Below are 16,012 nucleotides of genomic sequence, written 5' to 3'. Positions count from 1 at the left end.
CCGCGCGCGGGCGCACCGGCACGGGTCGTCACGCCGCCGCTTGGAAGACGCCGGTCGCGACCATGCCGGCGAGCAGAACGCCCGCGAGGGCCGACGCCTCGACGATCCATCCCTTGACCAGCCACAGGTCCGACTCGCCCACGGCCGTCCCCGGGGCCGGGTGGAACAGGTCCTGGCGGTGGTGGGCCGCGAGGTCGGCGACGTACCGCACCCCCTCCGCCCGGGACGCCGCGGTGGCTCCGATGCGCAGCAGGTAGGGGGCCACGGGGCGGCCATAGGCGTCGCGCGAATCCCCGGCCCCGGCCTCCCGGAAGGCGGCGAAGTCCGGAAGGTTCTCGAAGGGGCGGTCGAGGAAGAGTTCGAAGACGGGGCGCATGACGGTGGTGTACCGGCCCGCGCGGAAAGGGGCTTCACGGGACACGGCGAGGCGGACCGCCTCCCACGGCACCCGGGTGGTGCGGCCGCGCCGCCACAGCTTCGTGTGCTCGGTGATCTCCACCCCGAAGGGGCCGACGGAGACGGAGCAGCGCGCCAGCATGCTCGGAAGGGCCGCCACGAGCCCCACCAGCAGGCCGGCCCCGAGGAGCGCCAGGCAGACGAGCGCGAGCGCCGCGGGGAGCGGCGCCTGCCAAGGAGCGGCCAGCGCCGCCTTGGCGCCGGGGTCGTCGGACGCCGCGGTCACGAGCATGCTCCCGATCCCCAACGTGTACATGAGGGAGAAGGCGGCGATGCCGACGCGCCGCGGCTTGGCCCGCCCGAAAGGCACGCTCTGCGGAGGTGCGTGGCGGGGGCTGAAGGGCATGGGGCCGTGCATCGGGTCCTTCCCGGTCGTGTACTCCGTCGGCGGCGCGGCACCTCCGGGCGCACCGCCAAGAAGGTTCCCAATGGGCACGGCCCCGGGACAACGGTTTTCGACCACCGTCGAAAGGCGCAGAACGGAGGCGGTGCGGGACGTCGGCCCCCGGTCGGGGCCCTACCGGGCCGAACGCCCCTCCCCGCTCCACAGGTCGCCGAACCCGTGGCACAGGTCGGGGCGGAAGGCGTACAGCGCGGCGCGGAGGCTCGTCGCCGGGACCTTGTCGGGGCGGGGGCCGTTCCCCAGGAGCGCGTCGCGCAGCGGCGGACCGCTCTGCGAAGGTCCGGCAGGGGAGAGCATCCGCAGCCGGTACGCGGGGAAGGCGACCCGCTCCGCCACTGCGGTCGAATCCGGCCTCTCCTGCCGTCCACAGGTCAGCTTGAGGCCGGTCCCGGGAACGCCCCACCCCGACAGCGGGTCGCCGCCCCGCAGGAAGACGTCGACGACCTCGGTCTTGAGGTCCTCCCGGACCGAGTTCCGGTCGGAGCGGTCGCGCGTGATGATCGCCTGGACGCGTTCCCACTCGATGGCGGTCGTCACCGTGGCCCGCAAGTGCATCGGCTTCTTCCGGACGAACTCCAGGCCGCCCTCGCCGACGCGGACCGCGAGGGGCGCGGTGGACCGGGGGAGCGTCCACAGCGCGGCCCCGAACAGCAGGGCGCAGCCGATGCACGGGACGACCAGGACCAGCGCGAGCAGGCCGGCCGCCAGGGTCCCCCACCCGAACGGGTTGGACATCAGATACCCGCTCCCGGCGACCACGGCCGCCGACAGCGCGACGACGCCCAGCTGCGACAGCACGGAGGCCCGGTAGTCGACGGTGACCGGGGGACCGGTCACCGGACGGTCGGCCTCCTCGGTGTGGGCCTCCGGCGGCCGGTCGGCGGCGGGAGGCACGAACCACTGCTCGGCGCGGAGTCCCTGGGGAAAGATGCCGGGCCGCACCGCGCCCAGCATCGGGGCGATCTTCCGGACGGCCTCCGCGTACTCCTTCCTGTCGCCGCCGAGGCGGACCCGGAACGCGGGGGCGGTCACGTCCTCCACGTCGATCTCGTCGTCGGGGACGCGCTTGGGGCGTGCCGCGTTCGGCAACCCGGAGACCTTGCGGCGGAGATAGACGTCCAGCACCGGGCGCCGCACGGTGCCGCCTTCCGAGCCCTTGCGGTAGTTCACCGTGCGCGCGCTGACCGCATGGACGTCGTCCCAGGCGAGGACGGCGCGGCCGCCCGGCGCCCACCAGCGCCGCCGCTCGGTGATCGCGAGTCCGGTGGGAAGGACCTCGACTTCCAGGTAGGTGTGGCGGTACGGCACCCGGTAGGCGGCGTAGACCAGCCCGGCGGTCACCGCGAGGACCAGGACGCGGTGGAACAGGTAGCCGTCCTGCCACAGCGCGGCGACTCCCTGGAGGCGCAGCGTGGCGGCCGTGCCGTAGTACAGGCCGCAGACGATCGCGGCGACGACCGCCGTCAGAAGGAGGAACGGGACGGTGCCGCTGCGGCCGCCGCGGATCTCGACCCGGTGCGTGTTTCCCTGGGCGGGGGAGGGAGCCATTCCCCAAGGATTCCAGAGGGTGCTCGTCAGGCGTCCAGGAGCCCGGTGAAGTGGAAGGCGGGAATGACCATGCCCGAAGAGAGGGAGAAGCGGTGCGCGGGGTGGCGGTCGGTCCCCGAGTCCAGGTGGAGCTGCTCGCAGCCGCGTGCGCGGACAGGTGCTCCGCGTTGATCTCGGGAGAAACGACGCTACCGGCCCACTCTTAGGGGCGCTTTTCCCGAGATCGACAGCACAGGGGGGCCACACCGGCGCCTGTCCGATTCCGGCCGGAGTGTCCGAACTGCGGAACCCGTTGCGCGGCGGGGCCGTCCTCTCCTATGAGCGTGGAACATCTCCGGCAGTGGATGACGGATGTCATCCCCGCCGCACAGCGGTCCGTCACGTCCGGCCGGTGACACCGGCGCCTACCCGACGCCCCCCACACGGCGGGAACCTGGACGCGGCGGAGCGACAAGGAAGGACGGAACATGAACGAGCCGACGGAACGGGGACCGGGCGACGGCGGGACGCCGCCCGGCGGGCCGCTTCCGCCGCCCCCCTACGGCGCCCCCGCCGCGGTCGCGCCCCCTCCCCCCGCGGTGGACCCGGTCCCCGAGGGGGAGCCCTACCACCTGCTCGCCCGCACCGCCCGGAACCGGTGGTGGCGGCCGGTCGTCGGCTCGCTGTTCATCCTGGGCGTCGGCGCCGTCTTCGTGCTGGGGCTCGGCATGGTGCTGGGCATCGTGGCCGCCTTCTCCGGCGTGGACATGACCGACCCCGAGGCCCTGTTCACCGAGATGCCCCTGCTCACCCTGGTGACCACGGCGCTCGGCCTGGCGCTGACCCTCCCGCTGGTGCTGTTCGCCGTCCGGTTCGTCCAGCGGCGCCCCGCGGGCTCGGCCTCCTCGGTCGCCGGCAGGCTGCGGTGGGGCTGGATGGCGCTGTGCGCCGCGGTCGCGCTCGGCGCCATGCTGGTGAGCTGGGGGGTGTCGCTCACCTACTCCCTGCTCTCCGGCCAGGGCCTGGGCGAGTTCGAGGTCGACTGGGCCGGGTGGGGCGCCTTCCTCCCGGCGGCGGCGGTGATCGTGGTCCTCATCCCCTTCCAGGCGGCCGCCGAGGAGTACGTCTTCCGCGGCTGGCTGATGCAGGCCTTCGGCGCCTTCATGCGCACCCCCTGGCCGGGGGCGCTCGTCAGCTCGCTGGTCTTCATGTCCCTGCACGGCTACCGGGACTGGGGCATGGCCTGGGTGTTCCTCTTCGGCCTGTGCCTGGCCTACGTGACCATCCGCACCGGCGGCCTGGAGGCGGCGATCGGGCTGCACGTGGTGCACAACGTCGGCGGCTTCCTGCTGGCCGCGGCCGCGGGCGAGACCGCCTCCCCGCTCGACCAGGGCTCGGTGTCCTGGGAGATCATGCTCGGCCCGGGGGTGGAGCTGCTCATCTTCCTGGCCGTCGTCCTCCCGCTGGCCAAGCGGAGGAACGTGGCCACCCGGTCGTGAGGCCGCCGCGGTGAACGGGTCCGGGTCAGCGCTCGTGGCGCAGGCGCTGCCGGACCCAGTAGACGTTGAGGCAGGCCCCCAGGAACCCGGCGCCGAACACCACCGCCAGCAGCGTGTGGTGGGCCCACACCACCGCGAGCACCGTCGCGGCGAGCAGCACCGCCGCCCCGAACCAGGCCAGGACCAGCCGGAACGCCAGGGCGCTCGCCGGCCGGTCGTGGCTGCCCAGGGCGCCCCTGAGCCGGCCGCGGCGGCCGCGCCGCCCGTACCCGCCGTGCGCCATGCCCGCATCGGTCATCATGCACCTCCGAAGCCGTGCGCCGCCTGGGGGGCGGACCGGGTCCGCCTCCCAGGCTACGCCCGCCTATTCGGCGTCGAAGATCTCCGGCAGCGTGGAGGCGTGCGCCGTGCGCAGCTCCTCGACGGGGATCTCGAACCCGCCGCCGTCGAAGGAGACCGAAAGCGCCCCGCCGCCGACCGTGCCGATCGCCGACGCCGGGACCCCGTGCCGCACGCACAGCTCACGGAAGGCGTCCTCGGCGTCCGGACGCACCGCCACCACGGCCCGCGCCGTGGACTCGCTGAACAGCGCGGTGAACGCGTCCTGCACGCCGCCCTCCAGGCGCACCGAGCAGCCCGCGCCGCCGCGCATCGACGACTCGGCCAGCGCCACCGCCAGCCCGCCGTCGGACAGGTCGTGCGCGGCCGCCGCCACCCCGTACTCGGCGGCCGAGGCCAGCACCTCGCCCAGTGCCCGCTCGGCCTCCAGGTCCACCCGCGGCGGGAGCCCGCCCAGGTGGCCGTGGACCGTGCCCGCCCAGGCCGAGCCGCCCAGCTCGTCGCGGGTCTCGCCGAGCAGGTACAGCGCGGCGCCGTCGTCGGCGGCGCGGAACGCCGAGGTGAGCCGGTCGTGCACGTCCCCGATGACCCCGAGCACGCCGATCACCGGCGTCGGGTCGATGGCGCGGTCCCCGGTCTGGTTGTAGAAGCTGACGTTGCCGCCGGTGACCGGGGTGCCCATGTCCCGGCAGGCCTCGGCCAGGCCGCGGGTGGACTCGGCGAACTGCCACATCACCCCCGGGTCCTCCGGCGAGCCGTAGTTCAGGCAGTTGGTCACCGCGATCGGGCGCGCCCCTGTGGCGGCCACGTTCCGGTAGGCCTCGGCGTAGGCGGCGCGGACGCCGGTGTAGGGGTCGAGCCGGGTGAAACGGCCGTTGCCGTCGGTGGCCAGCGCGATGCCGCGGTCGGAATCGTCGGCGATGCGGACCATGCCGCCGTCGGCGGGCGCCCCGAGCACGGTGTTGCCCATGACGTAGGAGTCGTACTGCTGCGTGACCCACGCCGGGTCGCACACGCCGGGCGCCGCCAGCACCGACAGCACCTGCTCGCGCACCCCTTCGGCGTCCTTGGGCCGGTCCAGCCGGTCCGGGGTGTCGGCCTGCAGCGCGTCCTGCTCGGCGGGGCGCGCGTAGGGGCGGTGGTAGACCGGCCCCTCGTCGGCAGCGGTGCGCGGCGGCAGGTCGACGATGGTCTCGCCGTGCCAGGTCATCACCAGGCGCCCGCCGCGCTCGGCCTCGTCCGCGGACACGTCGGTGACCTCGCCGATCACCGCGGCCTCGATGTTCCACTTGCCGCAGGCCGCCAGGAACGCCTCCAGCTTGGCGGGCTCCACGACCGCCATCATGCGCTCCTGCGACTCGCTCATCAGGATCTCTTCCGGCTTGAGCGTGGAGTCGCGCAGCGGCACCCGGTCCAGCTCGATGCGCATCCCCCCGGTGCCGCCCGCGGCCAGCTCGGTCGTGGCGCACGACACCCCGGCCGCGCCCAGGTCCTGGATGCCGACGACCAGGTCCTCGGCGAACAGCTCCAGGCTGCACTCGATGAGCAGCTTCTCCAGGAACGGGTCGCCGACCTGCACGCTGGGCCGCTTGGCCTCGCTCTCGTCGTCGAAGGTGGCGCTGGCCAGCACCGAGGCGCCGCCGATGCCGTCGGGGCCGGTGGTGGCGCCGAACAGCACCACCTTGTTGCCGGGGCCGGGGGCCTGGGCCAGCTTGATGTCCTCGTGCCGCATGACGCCCACGCACAGCGCGTTCACCAGCGGGTTGGCCGCATAGCCGGGGCCGAAGCCCAGCTCGCCGCCGATGTTGGGAAGCCCCAGGCAGTTGCCGTAGAAGGAGATGCCGGAGACCACCCCGGGCAGCACCCGGCGGGTGTCGGGGGCGTCGGCCGGGCCGAACCGGAGCGCGTCCATGACCGCCACCGGGCGCGCGCCCATGGTGAGGATGTCGCGCACGATGCCGCCGACACCGGTGGCCGCGCCCTGGTGCGGCTCCACATACGAGGGGTGGTTGTGCGATTCGATCTTGAAGGTGACGGCGCGGCCCTCGCCGACGTCCACCACGCCCGCGTTCTCGCCCATGCCCACCAGCAGGGCGTCGGACTCGGGGGCCATCTCCCCGAACTTCTTCAGGTGCACCCGGGAGCTCTTGTAGGAGCAGTGCTCGCTCCACATCACCGAGTAGATCGCCAGTTCGGCCGCGGTCGGGCGGCGGCCGAGGATCTCCCGGACGCGCGCGTACTCGTCGTCGGCCATGCCCAGCTCGGCGTAGGGCTGCGGGGTGTCCGGCGTGGTCTCGGCGTTGGCCACGGTGTCCATGGCGCGGGTGTGGGACATGCGGAGATCTTCCGTTCGGTGCGCTGCGGTCGTGGTGCGCGGTGGTCTGCTGCGGTGGGCGGGCCGGGGCGGCCGGGGGCGGTCAGTAGTGGGCGAGCACCACCGCCGCGGGGGTCGAGGAGTCCGCGGGGACCGGGCTCGCCATGGCCATCACGGACCCGTCGGAGAGCACGAACTCCTCGGCGGACACGTCCTCGGGGTCGGTGCCCTGCGGGACCAGCGGCTCCCACCCGTCGTCGATCAGGTGCCCGCGCACGTCCTCCAAGGCGTCCTCGGCCTCGATCTCCTCGCCCTCGGCCGGCTGCAGGCCGACGGTGCGGTAGCACTCGCCGGGCTGCCCGCCCTGCCCGGATCGGCACTGCTGGCCCAGGTCGACATAGCCGACCGTGGAGGGCGAGCCGCCGAGCGCCTCCATCGCGGGGGCGTCCTCGGGGGGCGCCTGGTCCTCCTGCGGCGGCGGCGTGCTCAGCGCGTTGAACAGCCCCGCCGCGCCGGTGGCCACCATGGCGACGATGACCAGGCCGACCATGACGGCCATCGTCCGCCGGGACCGCATCAGCGCCATCATCGAAGGACCGCCCCCTCGCGTTCGCGTGTCAGCCTGTTCAGCCCGACCGGTCGGCCCCGGCCGGCACGGCCCCGGCCAGGTGGGCCAGGACGGAGGTGAAGAAGCCCAGGCCGTCCTCGGACGGGCCGGTCAGGGCCTCGACGGCGTGCTCGGGGTGGGGCATGAGGCCCACCACGTTGCCGTGCCCGTTGGTGATCCCGGCGATGTCCCGGTCGGAGCCGTTGGGGGCCTGCCCGGCGTAGCGCACCACCACCCGGCCCTCGCCCTCCAGCGCGTCCAGGGTGGCCGCGTCGGCGGTGTAGCGGCCCTCGCCGCTCTTGAGCACCACGGTGATCTCCTCGCCCGCGGTGTAGCGGCCGGTCCAGGCCGTTTCGGCGGACTCCACGCGCAGCCGCTGCTCACGGTTGATGAAGTGGAGCGACCGGTTGCGGGTGAGCGCGCCGGGCAGCAGGCCGCTCTCGCACAGGACCTGGAAGCCGTTGCAGATCCCCAGGACCGGCAGCGCGCCGGAGCGGGCGGCGGGCACCAGCTCCCCCATCACCGGGGCGAACCGGGCGATGGCGCCGCAGCGCAGGTAGTCGCCGTAGGAGAAGCCGCCGGGCAGCACCACCGCGTCCACCCCCTTGAGGTCGGCGTCGGCGTGCCACAGCGGCACGGGCTCGGCGCCGGCGATCCGGACGGCGCGCACGGCGTCCCGGTCGTCGAGGGAACCGGGGAAGGTGACGACGCCCACACGGGCTGTCATGGGCACTCTCCGATGAGTCGGTGGAGGCGCCGCGGCTCGCGGCGCGGCGAACGGACCGGCCGGTGCCCGCGCGGCGGGCGGGACCTGGGGCGCGTCGGGGACGCGCCCTCGTCACGAGGTTACCGGTAGCCGGGGCCCGGGCGCGTCCCGCCCCCAGGGGCCGAGGTCCTCGGTGAGCAGCACGGTGGTGCGGCCCTGCCGCCCCGGCGGCGGGGTGCTCACCCGCACGTCGGAGACGAGGCCGTCCATGAGAAGGAGCCCGCGCCCGGATTCGGCTCCGGGCGCGGGCGTACGGGGCACGGGCACGAACCCGCGGCCCCGGTGGCTGACGGCGATGCGGCAGCGGCGGGCGTCGGCCTGCACCCGCACCTGGAACTCGCGGGCGGGCTCTCCGTGCTCGACGGCGTTGGCGCACGCCTCGGAGGCGGCGGTGAGCAGGCGGAACGCCCGGTCCCCGCCGATCCCGGCCGTGCGCAGCACGGTGCCGACCCGGTCACGCATCACGGAAACGGAGGAGGTCCGTCTCGGAAGGGCGAAGGAGATGTCGACGTCCATGCCGGATGTCCTGGGTGCTCCGCTGTCGGTGGCGCTACTCCCACCGCTGCCCGCGGACCCGGCGGTGAAACGGGCAGTTCGGGTCCGACATCCCTGAATCGGGAGCTTTCGGACCCTACTCCGCGACGCGCAGTTCGAAGTCCTCGATCACCGGGTTGGCGAGCAGCGTCTCGGCCAGGCGGCGGACCTCCTCCAGGCGGGCCTCGTCGGCCTCGCCCTCGACCTCCACCTCGAAGCGCTTGCCCTGGCGGACCTGCTCGATCCCGGAGAAGCCGAGGCGGCCGCAGGCCCCCACGACCGCCTGGCCCTGCGGGTCCAGGATCTCGGGCTTGAGCATGACGTCGACGATGACGCGGGCCACGGTTCCTCCGGCTGGTCTGGGAGTGGAGTCGAGGGAGCAGGGAAAGCGTACGGTACCTGCGGCATCGCACGGGTAGCGGGACCCCGCGGGCGCCCCGGACGGGAGCCGAAGGTAAAGGTCCGCGCCGGAAATTCCCGATTCCCAGGCCGATACGTGATCCGTGACGCGCATCACCCGGATGGTTGTCATCATTCGGCGCTAGTGTGCGCGTCTAACAGTTCGGTACCGATCGGTACCGGACACCCGGTCGTCCCGAGGGGGAGTTTTGACGACCATCGAACTCGAGCGCACCGCCCCGCAGGCCGAGGACCAGGACACGGCCCTCGACTTCGCGGAGGCCGTGACCCCGTACGCGGAGCAGCTCTACCCGACGGCGCTGCGGATGACCCGCAACGCCGCCGACGCCGAGGACCTGGTGCAGGAGACCTTCGCCAAGGCCTTCGCCAACTTCCACCAGTTCAAGGCCGGCACCAACCTCCGGGCCTGGCTGTACCGCATCCTGACCAACACCTTCATCAACGGCTACCGCAAGAAGCAGCGCGAGCCGCGCCAGGACTCCACCGACGAGATCAAGGACTGGCAGCTGGCCGCCGCCGAGGCGCACACCTCCGCCGGCGCCCGGTCCGCCGAGGCCGAGGTGCTCGACCACATGCCCGACTCCGGGATCCGCTCGGCGCTGGCCGCGCTCCCCGAGGAGTTCCGCCTGGTCGTCTACCTGGTCGACGTGGAGGGCTTCTCCTACAAGGAGGTCGCCGCGCGCATGGGCACGCCGCTCGGCACGGTCATGTCGCGGCTGCACCGCGCCCGGCGCCAGCTCCGCGAGCAGCTCGCCGGTTACGCCCGCGAGCGCGGGGCGCACGCCGCCGCCTGAGCGGCCGGCGCTCTTTCCGTCCCCCGCGACGCTCACCTCAGGTGATCACCGGTGACCGTCGCCCCCCAGGAACATCACTGTGAGTAGCCGAATCCGCGGTGTTCGTGGCCGGTCCCTCCTCCCCGGGGGCCGGCCGTCCGTGTGCTTTCCGGGGGTACGCCGGGCGGCGGACGCGGGTGCTCGGTGGTCCGAATTTTTCTTCGGACGACCTTGTGCTTCCTAGGAAGTCCTGGTAGTTGCGGTTTTCCCGGTCTGGGGGATCATGGGCCCGCAGCCGAAAAGGTGGCGCCGGGGCTTGCGCTGGGCACGGTGAGGTCTGTCACGATATGCCCAGGGCCGCCCGACAGACCCGTTACCCCGGGTGAGCGGGCGGAGGACCGGCCGGCGGCGTCCACCCACGCGGCTCGGCCCCGACGTACCCGAGGAGCGACAGGTGTCGGACACCACCGCGCACGACGAACCGGAGCTCGTCCAGCTCCTGACACCCGACGGGGAGCTGGTGACGCACCCCGACTACCCGCTGGAGGTCGACGCCGACCAGGCCCGGTCGCTCTACCGCGACCTGGTGCTGGTGCGCCGCGTGGACACCGAGGCGGTGGCCCTGCAGCGCCAGGGCGAACTCGGCCTGTGGGCGTCGCTGCTGGGGCAGGAGGCCGCACAGATCGGCTCCGGCCGCGCCCTGCGCGATGGCGACATGGCCTTCCCCTCCTACCGCGAGCACGGCGTCGCCTGGTGCCGCGGCATCGCCCCCAGGGAACTGCTCGGCATGTTCCGGGGCGTCACCAACGGCGGGTGGGACCCCGACGAGCACGGATTCCAGCTCTACACCATCGTCATCGGCAGCCAGGCGCTGCACGCCACCGGCTACGCCATGGGCGTCCAGCGGGACGGCGCCCTCGGCGACGACGGCGAGGCGGTCATCGCCTACTTCGGCGACGGCGCCACCAGCCAGGGCGACACCAACGAGGCCTTCAACTACGCCGCCGTGAACAACGCCCCGGTGGTGTTCTTCTGCCAGAACAACCAGTGGGCCATCTCCGAGCCGCTGGACCGCCAGTCGCGGGTGCCGATCTACAAGCGCGCGTCCGGCTTCGGCTTCCCCGGCGTCCGGGTGGACGGCAACGACGTGCTCGCCACCCTGGCGGTGACCCGGGCCGCGCTGCAGAACGCCCGCGAGGGCAACGGCCCCACCCTCATCGAGGCGTTCACCTACCGGATGGGCGCGCACACCACCAACGACGACCCCACCCGCTACCGGGCCTCCGCCGAGCTGGAGGAGTGGAAGCGCAAGGACCCCATCCTGCGGCTGCGGACCTACCTGGAGAAGCAGGGCCTGGCCGACGAGGCGTTCTTCGCGGGCGTCGACGAGGAGGCCGACCGGATCGGCGAGCAGGTGCGCGCCGAGTGCCGCGCCCTGCCCGACCCCGGGCCCCTGGAGATCTTCGACGAGGTCTACGCCGAGCCCAACGTCCACATCGACCGCCAGCGGGCGGACTTCGCCGACTACCTCGCGTCCTTCGAGGACGCCGGGGCCGAAGGGGGTCGCTGACCGATGAGCACCAACCTGACCATCGGCAAGGCCATCAACGCGGGGCTGCGCCGCGCCATGGAGGCCGACCCCAAGGTCCTGGTCATGGGCGAGGACGTGGGCCGCCTGGGCGGCGTCTTCCGGGTGACCGACCAGCTGCACAAGGACTTCGGCGCCGACCGGGTCATCGACACCCCGCTGGCCGAGTCCGGCATCGTGGGCACCGCCATCGGCCTGGCCCTGCGCGGGTACCGGCCGGTGTGCGAGATCCAGTTCGACGGGTTCTTCTTCCCCGCCGCCAACCAGACCTTCACCCAGCTCGCGAAGCTGCGCCGCCGGTCGGCGGGCAAGGTGAGCGTGCCGGTCGTGCTGCGCATCCCCTACGGCGGCGGCATCGGCGCGGTGGAGCACCACAGCGAGTCCCCCGAGGCCTACTTCGCGCACACCGCCGGGCTGCGGGTGGTCACCGTCGCCAACGCGGTGGACTCCTACTGGATGATCCAGCAGGCCATCCGCAGCGACGACCCCGTCGTCTTCCTGGAGCCCAAGCGCCGCTACTACGAGAAGGCCGAAGTCGACACCGACGCGGCGCTGGAGAGCGCCGCGCCGATGGGGCGGGCCCGCATCGCCCGCCCGGGGACCGACGCCACCCTGCTCGCCTACGGCCCCATGGTCAAGACCGCCCTGCAGGCGGCGGAGGCCGACGAGGAGCGCTCCATCGAGGTCATCGACCTGCGCTCGATCAGCCCGGTCGACTACGCGACGGTGACCGAGTCGGTGCGCCGCACCGGCCGCCTGGTCATCGCGCACGAGGCGCCGCTCAGCCTCGGCCCCGGCGCCGAGATCGCCGCGCGCGTCACCGAGGAGTGCTTCTACCACCTGGAGTCCCCGGTGGTCCGGGTCGCCGCCTTCGACACCCCCTACCCGCAGTCCCGGCTGGAGGAGCACTACCTGCCGGACCTGGACCGGGTGCTGGACGGGGTCGACCGCGCGTTCGCGTACTGAGCAGGGAGTCGGAGAAGAGCATGGCGCACAGTGGCATTCAGGAGTTCCGGCTGCCCGACGTCGGCGAGGGCCTCGTCGACGCCGAGATCCTGCAGTGGTACGTCGGGCCCGGTGACCGGGTCGAGGTCAACCAGATGATCTGCGAGATCGAGACCGCCAAGGCCGCGGTGGAGCTGCCCAGCCCGTACGCGGGCACGGTGCACGAGCTGCTCGCCGAGGCCGGGGCCACGGTCGAGGTCGGGAGCCCCATCATCCGGGTGGACGACGGCAGCGGGGGCGGCGAGGCGGCCGGGTCCGCGGAGTCGGCGTCCCCGTCCGGGGACGCCGGGGAGGAGAAGGAGAAGCCCCTCGTCGGGTACGGCGAGAAGGCCGCCTCCACCAAGCGGCGCCCGCGGCGCCGTCCGGCGGCCGCCGCGAACGGGAGCGGGCCCGCCACGGCGGTGGAGGAGCCGCCCGCCCCCGAGCCCGCACGGGAGAAGGAGGCGGTGGCCCCCGTCCTGACCAAGCCGCCCGTGCGCAAGCTGGCCAAGGACCTGGGCGTGGACCTTCGGACGGTGGAGCCCACCGGTGAGGGCGGCCTCGTCACCCGCGAGGACGTGCGGCGCGCCGCCGAGGGCCCCGCCCCCGCGGCCTCCGGTGCCCCCGCCGCCCCGGCGGAGGCACCGGCAGCGGCACCCGCCGCCCCGGCGGTGGACCGGTCGGCGCTGGAGGAGCGGATCCCGGTCAAGGGGGTGCGCAAGCGCACCGCCGCGGCGATGGTGGACAGCGCGTTCACCGCCCCGCACGTCACCGAGTTCCTGCAGGTGGACGTCACCAGGATGATGAAGGCGGTGCGGAGGCTGCGCGAGCGGCCCGAGTTCGCCGACACCAAGGTGTCGCCGCTGCTGCTGGTGGCGCGGGCGCTGCTGACGGCGGTCCGGCGGCACCCGGAGGTCAACGCCTCCTGGGACGAGCAGGCGCAGGAGATCGTGCTCAAGAAGTACGTGAACCTGGGGATCGCGGCGGCGACCGAGCGCGGCCTGGTGGTGCCCAACGTCAAGGACGCGCACGCCAAGCCGCTGCCCGAGCTGGCGCGGGACCTGCAGGCGCTGACCGAGACGGCGCGGGCGGGCAGGACGTCCCCGGCGGACATGACCGGCGGGACGATCACCATCACCAACGTCGGCGTCTTCGGCGTCGACGCGGGCACGCCCATCCTCAACCCGGGCGAGGCGGCGATCCTGGCGTTCGGCCAGATCCGCGACATGCCCTGGGCGCACAAGGGGAAGCTGAAGCTGCGGAAGGTGACGACGCTGTCCCTGTCCTTCGACCACCGCCTGGTCGACGGCGAGCTCGGCTCCAAGGTCCTGCGGGACATCGGCGCGATGCTGGAGGACCCCGAGGGCGTCGCCCTGGCCTGGGGGTGAGGTCCGGCCCAGAGGACGGTGGTGGGCCCCGGCGGCGCGACGGCGCACCGCCGGGGCCCACCCGGCCGAGGCGTCAGAGGGCGCCCCCGTCGGCCACACCCCCGCCGATGTCGATGGTGCCCTCCGGGGCCGGGCGGGTGCGGATGAGGGAGGCCCTGCCCTGGCGGATGTCCAGGGGGCGGCCCTGTTCACCGGCGAGGACCAGGGCGGCGGCCCCGGTCGCCTCGTCCTCGACGACGTCGCCCCGGCGGGGGAAGCCGCGGGCGCGGACCAGCCCCCGGCCTTCGTCGATCCAGGCCCACGCGTACAGCCAGCCGTCGCCTTCGGGCGGCCCCGGAAGGGCCTCCAGCTCCCCGGCGGAGGGGTACCGCTCGGTGCGGCGGCCGGCGGCCCATTCCGGCCGGGCGCGGATCCACACGGTGCCGTCGGCGTCCTCCCGCACGGGCACGGTGCCCGCCTCGGGGCGCAGCTCCCGCACGGGGCGGCCGGACCGGCGCAGCAGCCAGGCGGTGCCCACCAGGGGGTGGCCGGCGAAGGGCAGGCGCACGCCCGGCGTGTAGATGTCGACCGCGCCGGTGTCCGGGTCGTCGACGAACACGGTCTCGCTGAAGCCCAGCCGCGCCGCCAGGGCCTGGCGCGCCTCCCGCCCGGGGAGCGCGGGGCCGTCGAGGACGACGCCCAGGGGGTTGCCCCCGCCGCCGTCGGGCCCGATGAAAACGCGCAGGACGTGTACGGTCGGGGCTCCGGTTGCGGCGGTGTCGTCGTCCACAGGACGATTGAACCACCGCCACTCGGGCGCGCGGAACTTCGTCCGGTTATGGGGGTGTTGATGCGTGTCCGTGTCCGGCCGCGCCGAGGGCCTCCCTGGGCGCCCGCACGGGTGATATACGACGCGTGAGGGCGCAGCCGCAGGTGAAGGGAGCATGGTCGCGTGACCATCGTCGAGTTCCTCTATGCACGGTTGGACGAGGACGAGAGGGCCGCGCACGCCGCCTCCCCCGGCACCGGCGGCCCCGGGCGCGTCCGCGCGGACGTGGCGGCCAAACGGCGCATCGTGAACGAGTACGTGCGGGCCTACCGGTCGGGGGTGGACGCCATAGGAGGCCGGGGGGCGCCCGCGAGCGACGACTCGTGGGGCGCGCTGCACGCGTGGCGGAAGGCGCTGGAGCACCTGGCGTCGGCCTACGCGGGCCACCCGGACTTCGACCGCACCTGGGCGGTTCCCCAGGGAGAGAACGTCCCCCGGAGGTGAGGCGGCCAGGAGGCGCAAGAGGCTCGTCACACGGAGGCGCCTCCGGCACCCACGCCGGGGAGGGACGGCAACGACGGGACGAGCTGGTGCCCCGCTGACGGGCCCTGGCCGGGCGGCGGGCCGCAGGGGTGCGAGGTGGAGGGCGGCGACGGCGCGGACGGGGTGGTTCCCCGGGCCTGCTTGCCGTCCGCTGGGTCCCTTGCGGTGCGGGTGGGCGGCGGCTCGGCCGGTACCCCGCTGACGGGCCCCGGCCGGGCGTTGGGCCGCCGGGGCGCAGGCAGTAGGAGGGACTGCACGAGTGGCGCATACCGGGCATGAATACTCCGGCCTGCCCGTCCTGGGTGGCGGATCCGCCACCCGATCCGCCTCAAAGCGTCGGTTCCGCCACCCGGGATGCCCCCGGAGGGGCGAGGGGATGGGCCGGGCTGGACCGGCGGGGGCGGGTAGGCGCGCCCGCGCGCGGCACCCGCCCCCGCCGCCACCCGAGACCTCTGCCCGGAGATGATCTTGGCGGGTCTGACCTGGGGTTCCGTGGTTTTCCCACAGGGGCCAGATCCGTCCCCGTTCTGTCGTACCCCTGTTCTAACGTTGGGAGCATGGCAAGCGAGAAGCACCCCAGCGGGCCCCCGCCCGGATCGCGCGCCCAGCGCATCCAGACCGCCCTGGCCGGTGTGCTCGACCAGGCCCACGGGGCCCTTGCCGAGGACCTCCCGTCCGGGGCCCAGCACCTGCTCGGCGACCTCGTGGCGGTGCTGGCCGCCGGGCTCGGCCCGCTGGACCTGGCCCTGGCCCGCCTGGCCGCCCGCATCAACCACACCGGCGCCCTGGCCGGATCCGGGAACACCACCGTGGCCGGGCTCCTGCGCGAGCACGGCCGCTCGGCCGCCCAGGCCAAAGCGATCACCACCGTGGCCGACCACCTGGACGACTACCCCGAGGCCGTCGCGGCGGCCGAGGAGGGGCGGATCGGCTTCGCCCACCTCGCCCAGATCATGGACCTGTCCGAGAAGGCCGTGGCGGGACGGTGCACCGAACTGCACCCGGACGCGGCCGATTACCGGTCCAAGGCCGAGCACATCATGGTCACCGCCGCCCAGGAGGGTGCCACCGACCGCGCCCTCAAGCGCATCGGCAACCACCTGCCCCAGCGCCTCGACCCGGG

The 16,012-nt window shown here is 73.9% G+C and carries 15 protein-coding genes and 1 pseudogene; 7 read left to right on the top strand and 9 right to left on the bottom strand.

What is annotated here, in order from left to right; genetic code table 11:
• Positions 1 to 28 precede the first annotated feature (28 nt).
• Positions 29 to 802: a hypothetical protein gene (locus tag O4U47_RS20775; RefSeq protein ID WP_270679585.1), complete on the bottom strand. Its 774-nt coding sequence runs from the start codon at positions 800 to 802 to the stop codon at positions 29 to 31.
• Positions 803 to 973: 171 nt separating this feature from the next.
• A complete protein-coding gene (locus tag O4U47_RS20770; RefSeq protein WP_270679584.1) occupies positions 974 to 2,407 on the bottom strand; it encodes a hypothetical protein in 1,434 nt (477 codons plus the stop codon).
• Between the two features lie 467 nt (positions 2,408 to 2,874).
• Between O4U47_RS20770 and O4U47_RS20765 the strand changes: the two genes are divergently transcribed.
• Positions 2,875 to 3,885, top strand: coding sequence for a CPBP family intramembrane glutamic endopeptidase (locus tag O4U47_RS20765; RefSeq protein ID WP_270679583.1), 1,011 nt, complete (start codon positions 2,875 to 2,877; stop codon positions 3,883 to 3,885).
• A 25-nt stretch (positions 3,886 to 3,910) separates the two neighbouring features.
• Here O4U47_RS20765 and O4U47_RS20760 read toward each other — a convergent pair whose 3' ends face one another.
• From O4U47_RS20760 to purS, 6 genes are all read right to left on the bottom strand, one after another.
• Positions 3,911 to 4,183, bottom strand: a complete 273-nt coding sequence (locus tag O4U47_RS20760; RefSeq protein ID WP_270679617.1) for a hypothetical protein — start codon at positions 4,181 to 4,183, stop codon at positions 3,911 to 3,913.
• A 66-nt stretch (positions 4,184 to 4,249) separates the two neighbouring features.
• The gene (purL, locus tag O4U47_RS20755; RefSeq protein ID WP_270679582.1) at positions 4,250 to 6,559 is read right to left on the bottom strand and encodes a phosphoribosylformylglycinamidine synthase subunit PurL; all 2,310 of its coding nucleotides are present in this window, start codon (positions 6,557 to 6,559) and stop codon (positions 4,250 to 4,252) included.
• Between the two features lie 82 nt (positions 6,560 to 6,641).
• Positions 6,642 to 7,115 carry a hypothetical protein gene (locus O4U47_RS20750; protein WP_270679581.1) on the bottom strand — a complete coding sequence of 158 codons (474 nt, stop codon included), beginning with the start codon at positions 7,113 to 7,115 and terminating at the stop codon, positions 6,642 to 6,644.
• A gap of 49 nt (positions 7,116 to 7,164) precedes the next feature.
• Positions 7,165 to 7,872 carry a phosphoribosylformylglycinamidine synthase subunit PurQ gene (gene purQ / locus O4U47_RS20745; RefSeq protein ID WP_270679580.1) on the bottom strand — a complete coding sequence of 236 codons (708 nt, stop codon included), beginning with the start codon at positions 7,870 to 7,872 and terminating at the stop codon, positions 7,165 to 7,167.
• A gap of 111 nt (positions 7,873 to 7,983) precedes the next feature.
• Positions 7,984 to 8,427 (bottom strand): ATP-binding protein, encoded by a 444-nt coding sequence (locus O4U47_RS20740; RefSeq protein ID WP_270679579.1) that lies wholly within the window; start codon positions 8,425 to 8,427, stop codon positions 7,984 to 7,986.
• Positions 8,428 to 8,542: 115 nt separating this feature from the next.
• Entirely contained in the window at positions 8,543 to 8,788 is a 246-nt protein-coding gene (purS, locus tag O4U47_RS20735) for a phosphoribosylformylglycinamidine synthase subunit PurS (protein ID WP_270679578.1), read from the bottom strand.
• A 265-nt stretch (positions 8,789 to 9,053) separates the two neighbouring features.
• Here purS and O4U47_RS20730 point away from each other — a divergent pair, with 265 nt between their 5' ends.
• The 4 genes from O4U47_RS20730 (at position 9,054) to O4U47_RS20715 (ending at position 13,598) form a co-directional block, all read left to right on the top strand.
• On the top strand, positions 9,054 to 9,659 hold the full coding sequence (locus tag O4U47_RS20730; RefSeq protein WP_270679577.1) for a sigma-70 family RNA polymerase sigma factor: 606 nt from the start codon (positions 9,054 to 9,056) through the stop codon (positions 9,657 to 9,659).
• Positions 9,660 to 10,092: 433 nt separating this feature from the next.
• Positions 10,093 to 11,208, top strand: coding sequence for a pyruvate dehydrogenase (acetyl-transferring) E1 component subunit alpha (gene pdhA / locus O4U47_RS20725; RefSeq protein ID WP_270679576.1), 1,116 nt, complete (start codon positions 10,093 to 10,095; stop codon positions 11,206 to 11,208).
• A 3-nt stretch (positions 11,209 to 11,211) separates the two neighbouring features.
• Positions 11,212 to 12,192, top strand: coding sequence for an alpha-ketoacid dehydrogenase subunit beta (locus tag O4U47_RS20720; protein ID WP_270679575.1), 981 nt, complete (start codon positions 11,212 to 11,214; stop codon positions 12,190 to 12,192).
• Positions 12,193 to 12,212: 20 nt separating this feature from the next.
• Positions 12,213 to 13,598 (top strand): dihydrolipoamide acetyltransferase family protein, encoded by a 1,386-nt coding sequence (locus tag O4U47_RS20715; RefSeq protein ID WP_270679574.1) that lies wholly within the window; start codon positions 12,213 to 12,215, stop codon positions 13,596 to 13,598.
• Positions 13,599 to 13,671: 73 nt separating this feature from the next.
• On the opposite strand, the gene O4U47_RS20710 is transcribed toward O4U47_RS20715, so the two are convergent.
• The gene (locus tag O4U47_RS20710) at positions 13,672 to 14,367 is read right to left on the bottom strand and encodes a PhzF family phenazine biosynthesis protein (RefSeq protein WP_270679573.1); all 696 of its coding nucleotides are present in this window, start codon (positions 14,365 to 14,367) and stop codon (positions 13,672 to 13,674) included.
• 162 nt (positions 14,368 to 14,529) lie between these two features.
• Between O4U47_RS20710 and O4U47_RS20705 the strand changes: the two genes are divergently transcribed.
• Complete coding sequence (locus O4U47_RS20705) at positions 14,530 to 14,850, top strand: DUF6221 family protein (protein WP_270679572.1); 321 nt, start codon at positions 14,530 to 14,532, stop codon at positions 14,848 to 14,850.
• A gap of 596 nt (positions 14,851 to 15,446) precedes the next feature.
• A pseudogene (locus O4U47_RS20700) lies at positions 15,447 to 16,012 on the top strand (HNH endonuclease); the annotation flags it as partial.

The organism is Nocardiopsis suaedae, from assembly GCF_027706745.1.
Lineage (GTDB): Bacteria > Actinomycetota > Actinomycetes > Streptosporangiales > Streptosporangiaceae > Nocardiopsis_A > Nocardiopsis_A suaedae.
The sequence above is the reverse complement of the archived record's forward strand: the minus strand, read 5'-3'. Positions and strand labels throughout refer to the sequence as shown.

Excerpts from the sequence above, each read along its gene's own strand:
- O4U47_RS20715 (WP_270679574.1), top strand. The coding sequence starts at position 12,213 with ATGGCGCACAGTGGCATTCAGGAGTTCCGGCTGCCCGACGTCGGCGAG.
- O4U47_RS20760 (WP_270679617.1), bottom strand. The coding sequence starts at position 4,183 with ATGACCGATGCGGGCATGGCGCACGGCGGGTACGGGCGGCGCGGCCGC.
- purL (WP_270679582.1), bottom strand. The coding sequence starts at position 6,559 with ATGTCCCACACCCGCGCCATGGACACCGTGGCCAACGCCGAGACCACG.
- O4U47_RS20765 (WP_270679583.1), top strand. The coding sequence starts at position 2,875 with ATGAACGAGCCGACGGAACGGGGACCGGGCGACGGCGGGACGCCGCCC.
- O4U47_RS20750 (WP_270679581.1), bottom strand. The coding sequence starts at position 7,115 with ATGCGGTCCCGGCGGACGATGGCCGTCATGGTCGGCCTGGTCATCGTC.
- O4U47_RS20740 (WP_270679579.1), bottom strand. The coding sequence starts at position 8,427 with ATGGACGTCGACATCTCCTTCGCCCTTCCGAGACGGACCTCCTCCGTT.
- O4U47_RS20720 (WP_270679575.1), top strand. The coding sequence starts at position 11,212 with ATGAGCACCAACCTGACCATCGGCAAGGCCATCAACGCGGGGCTGCGC.
- O4U47_RS20770 (WP_270679584.1), bottom strand. The coding sequence starts at position 2,407 with ATGGCTCCCTCCCCCGCCCAGGGAAACACGCACCGGGTCGAGATCCGC.
- purQ (WP_270679580.1), bottom strand. The coding sequence starts at position 7,872 with ATGACAGCCCGTGTGGGCGTCGTCACCTTCCCCGGTTCCCTCGACGAC.
- O4U47_RS20775 (WP_270679585.1), bottom strand. The coding sequence starts at position 802 with ATGCCCTTCAGCCCCCGCCACGCACCTCCGCAGAGCGTGCCTTTCGGG.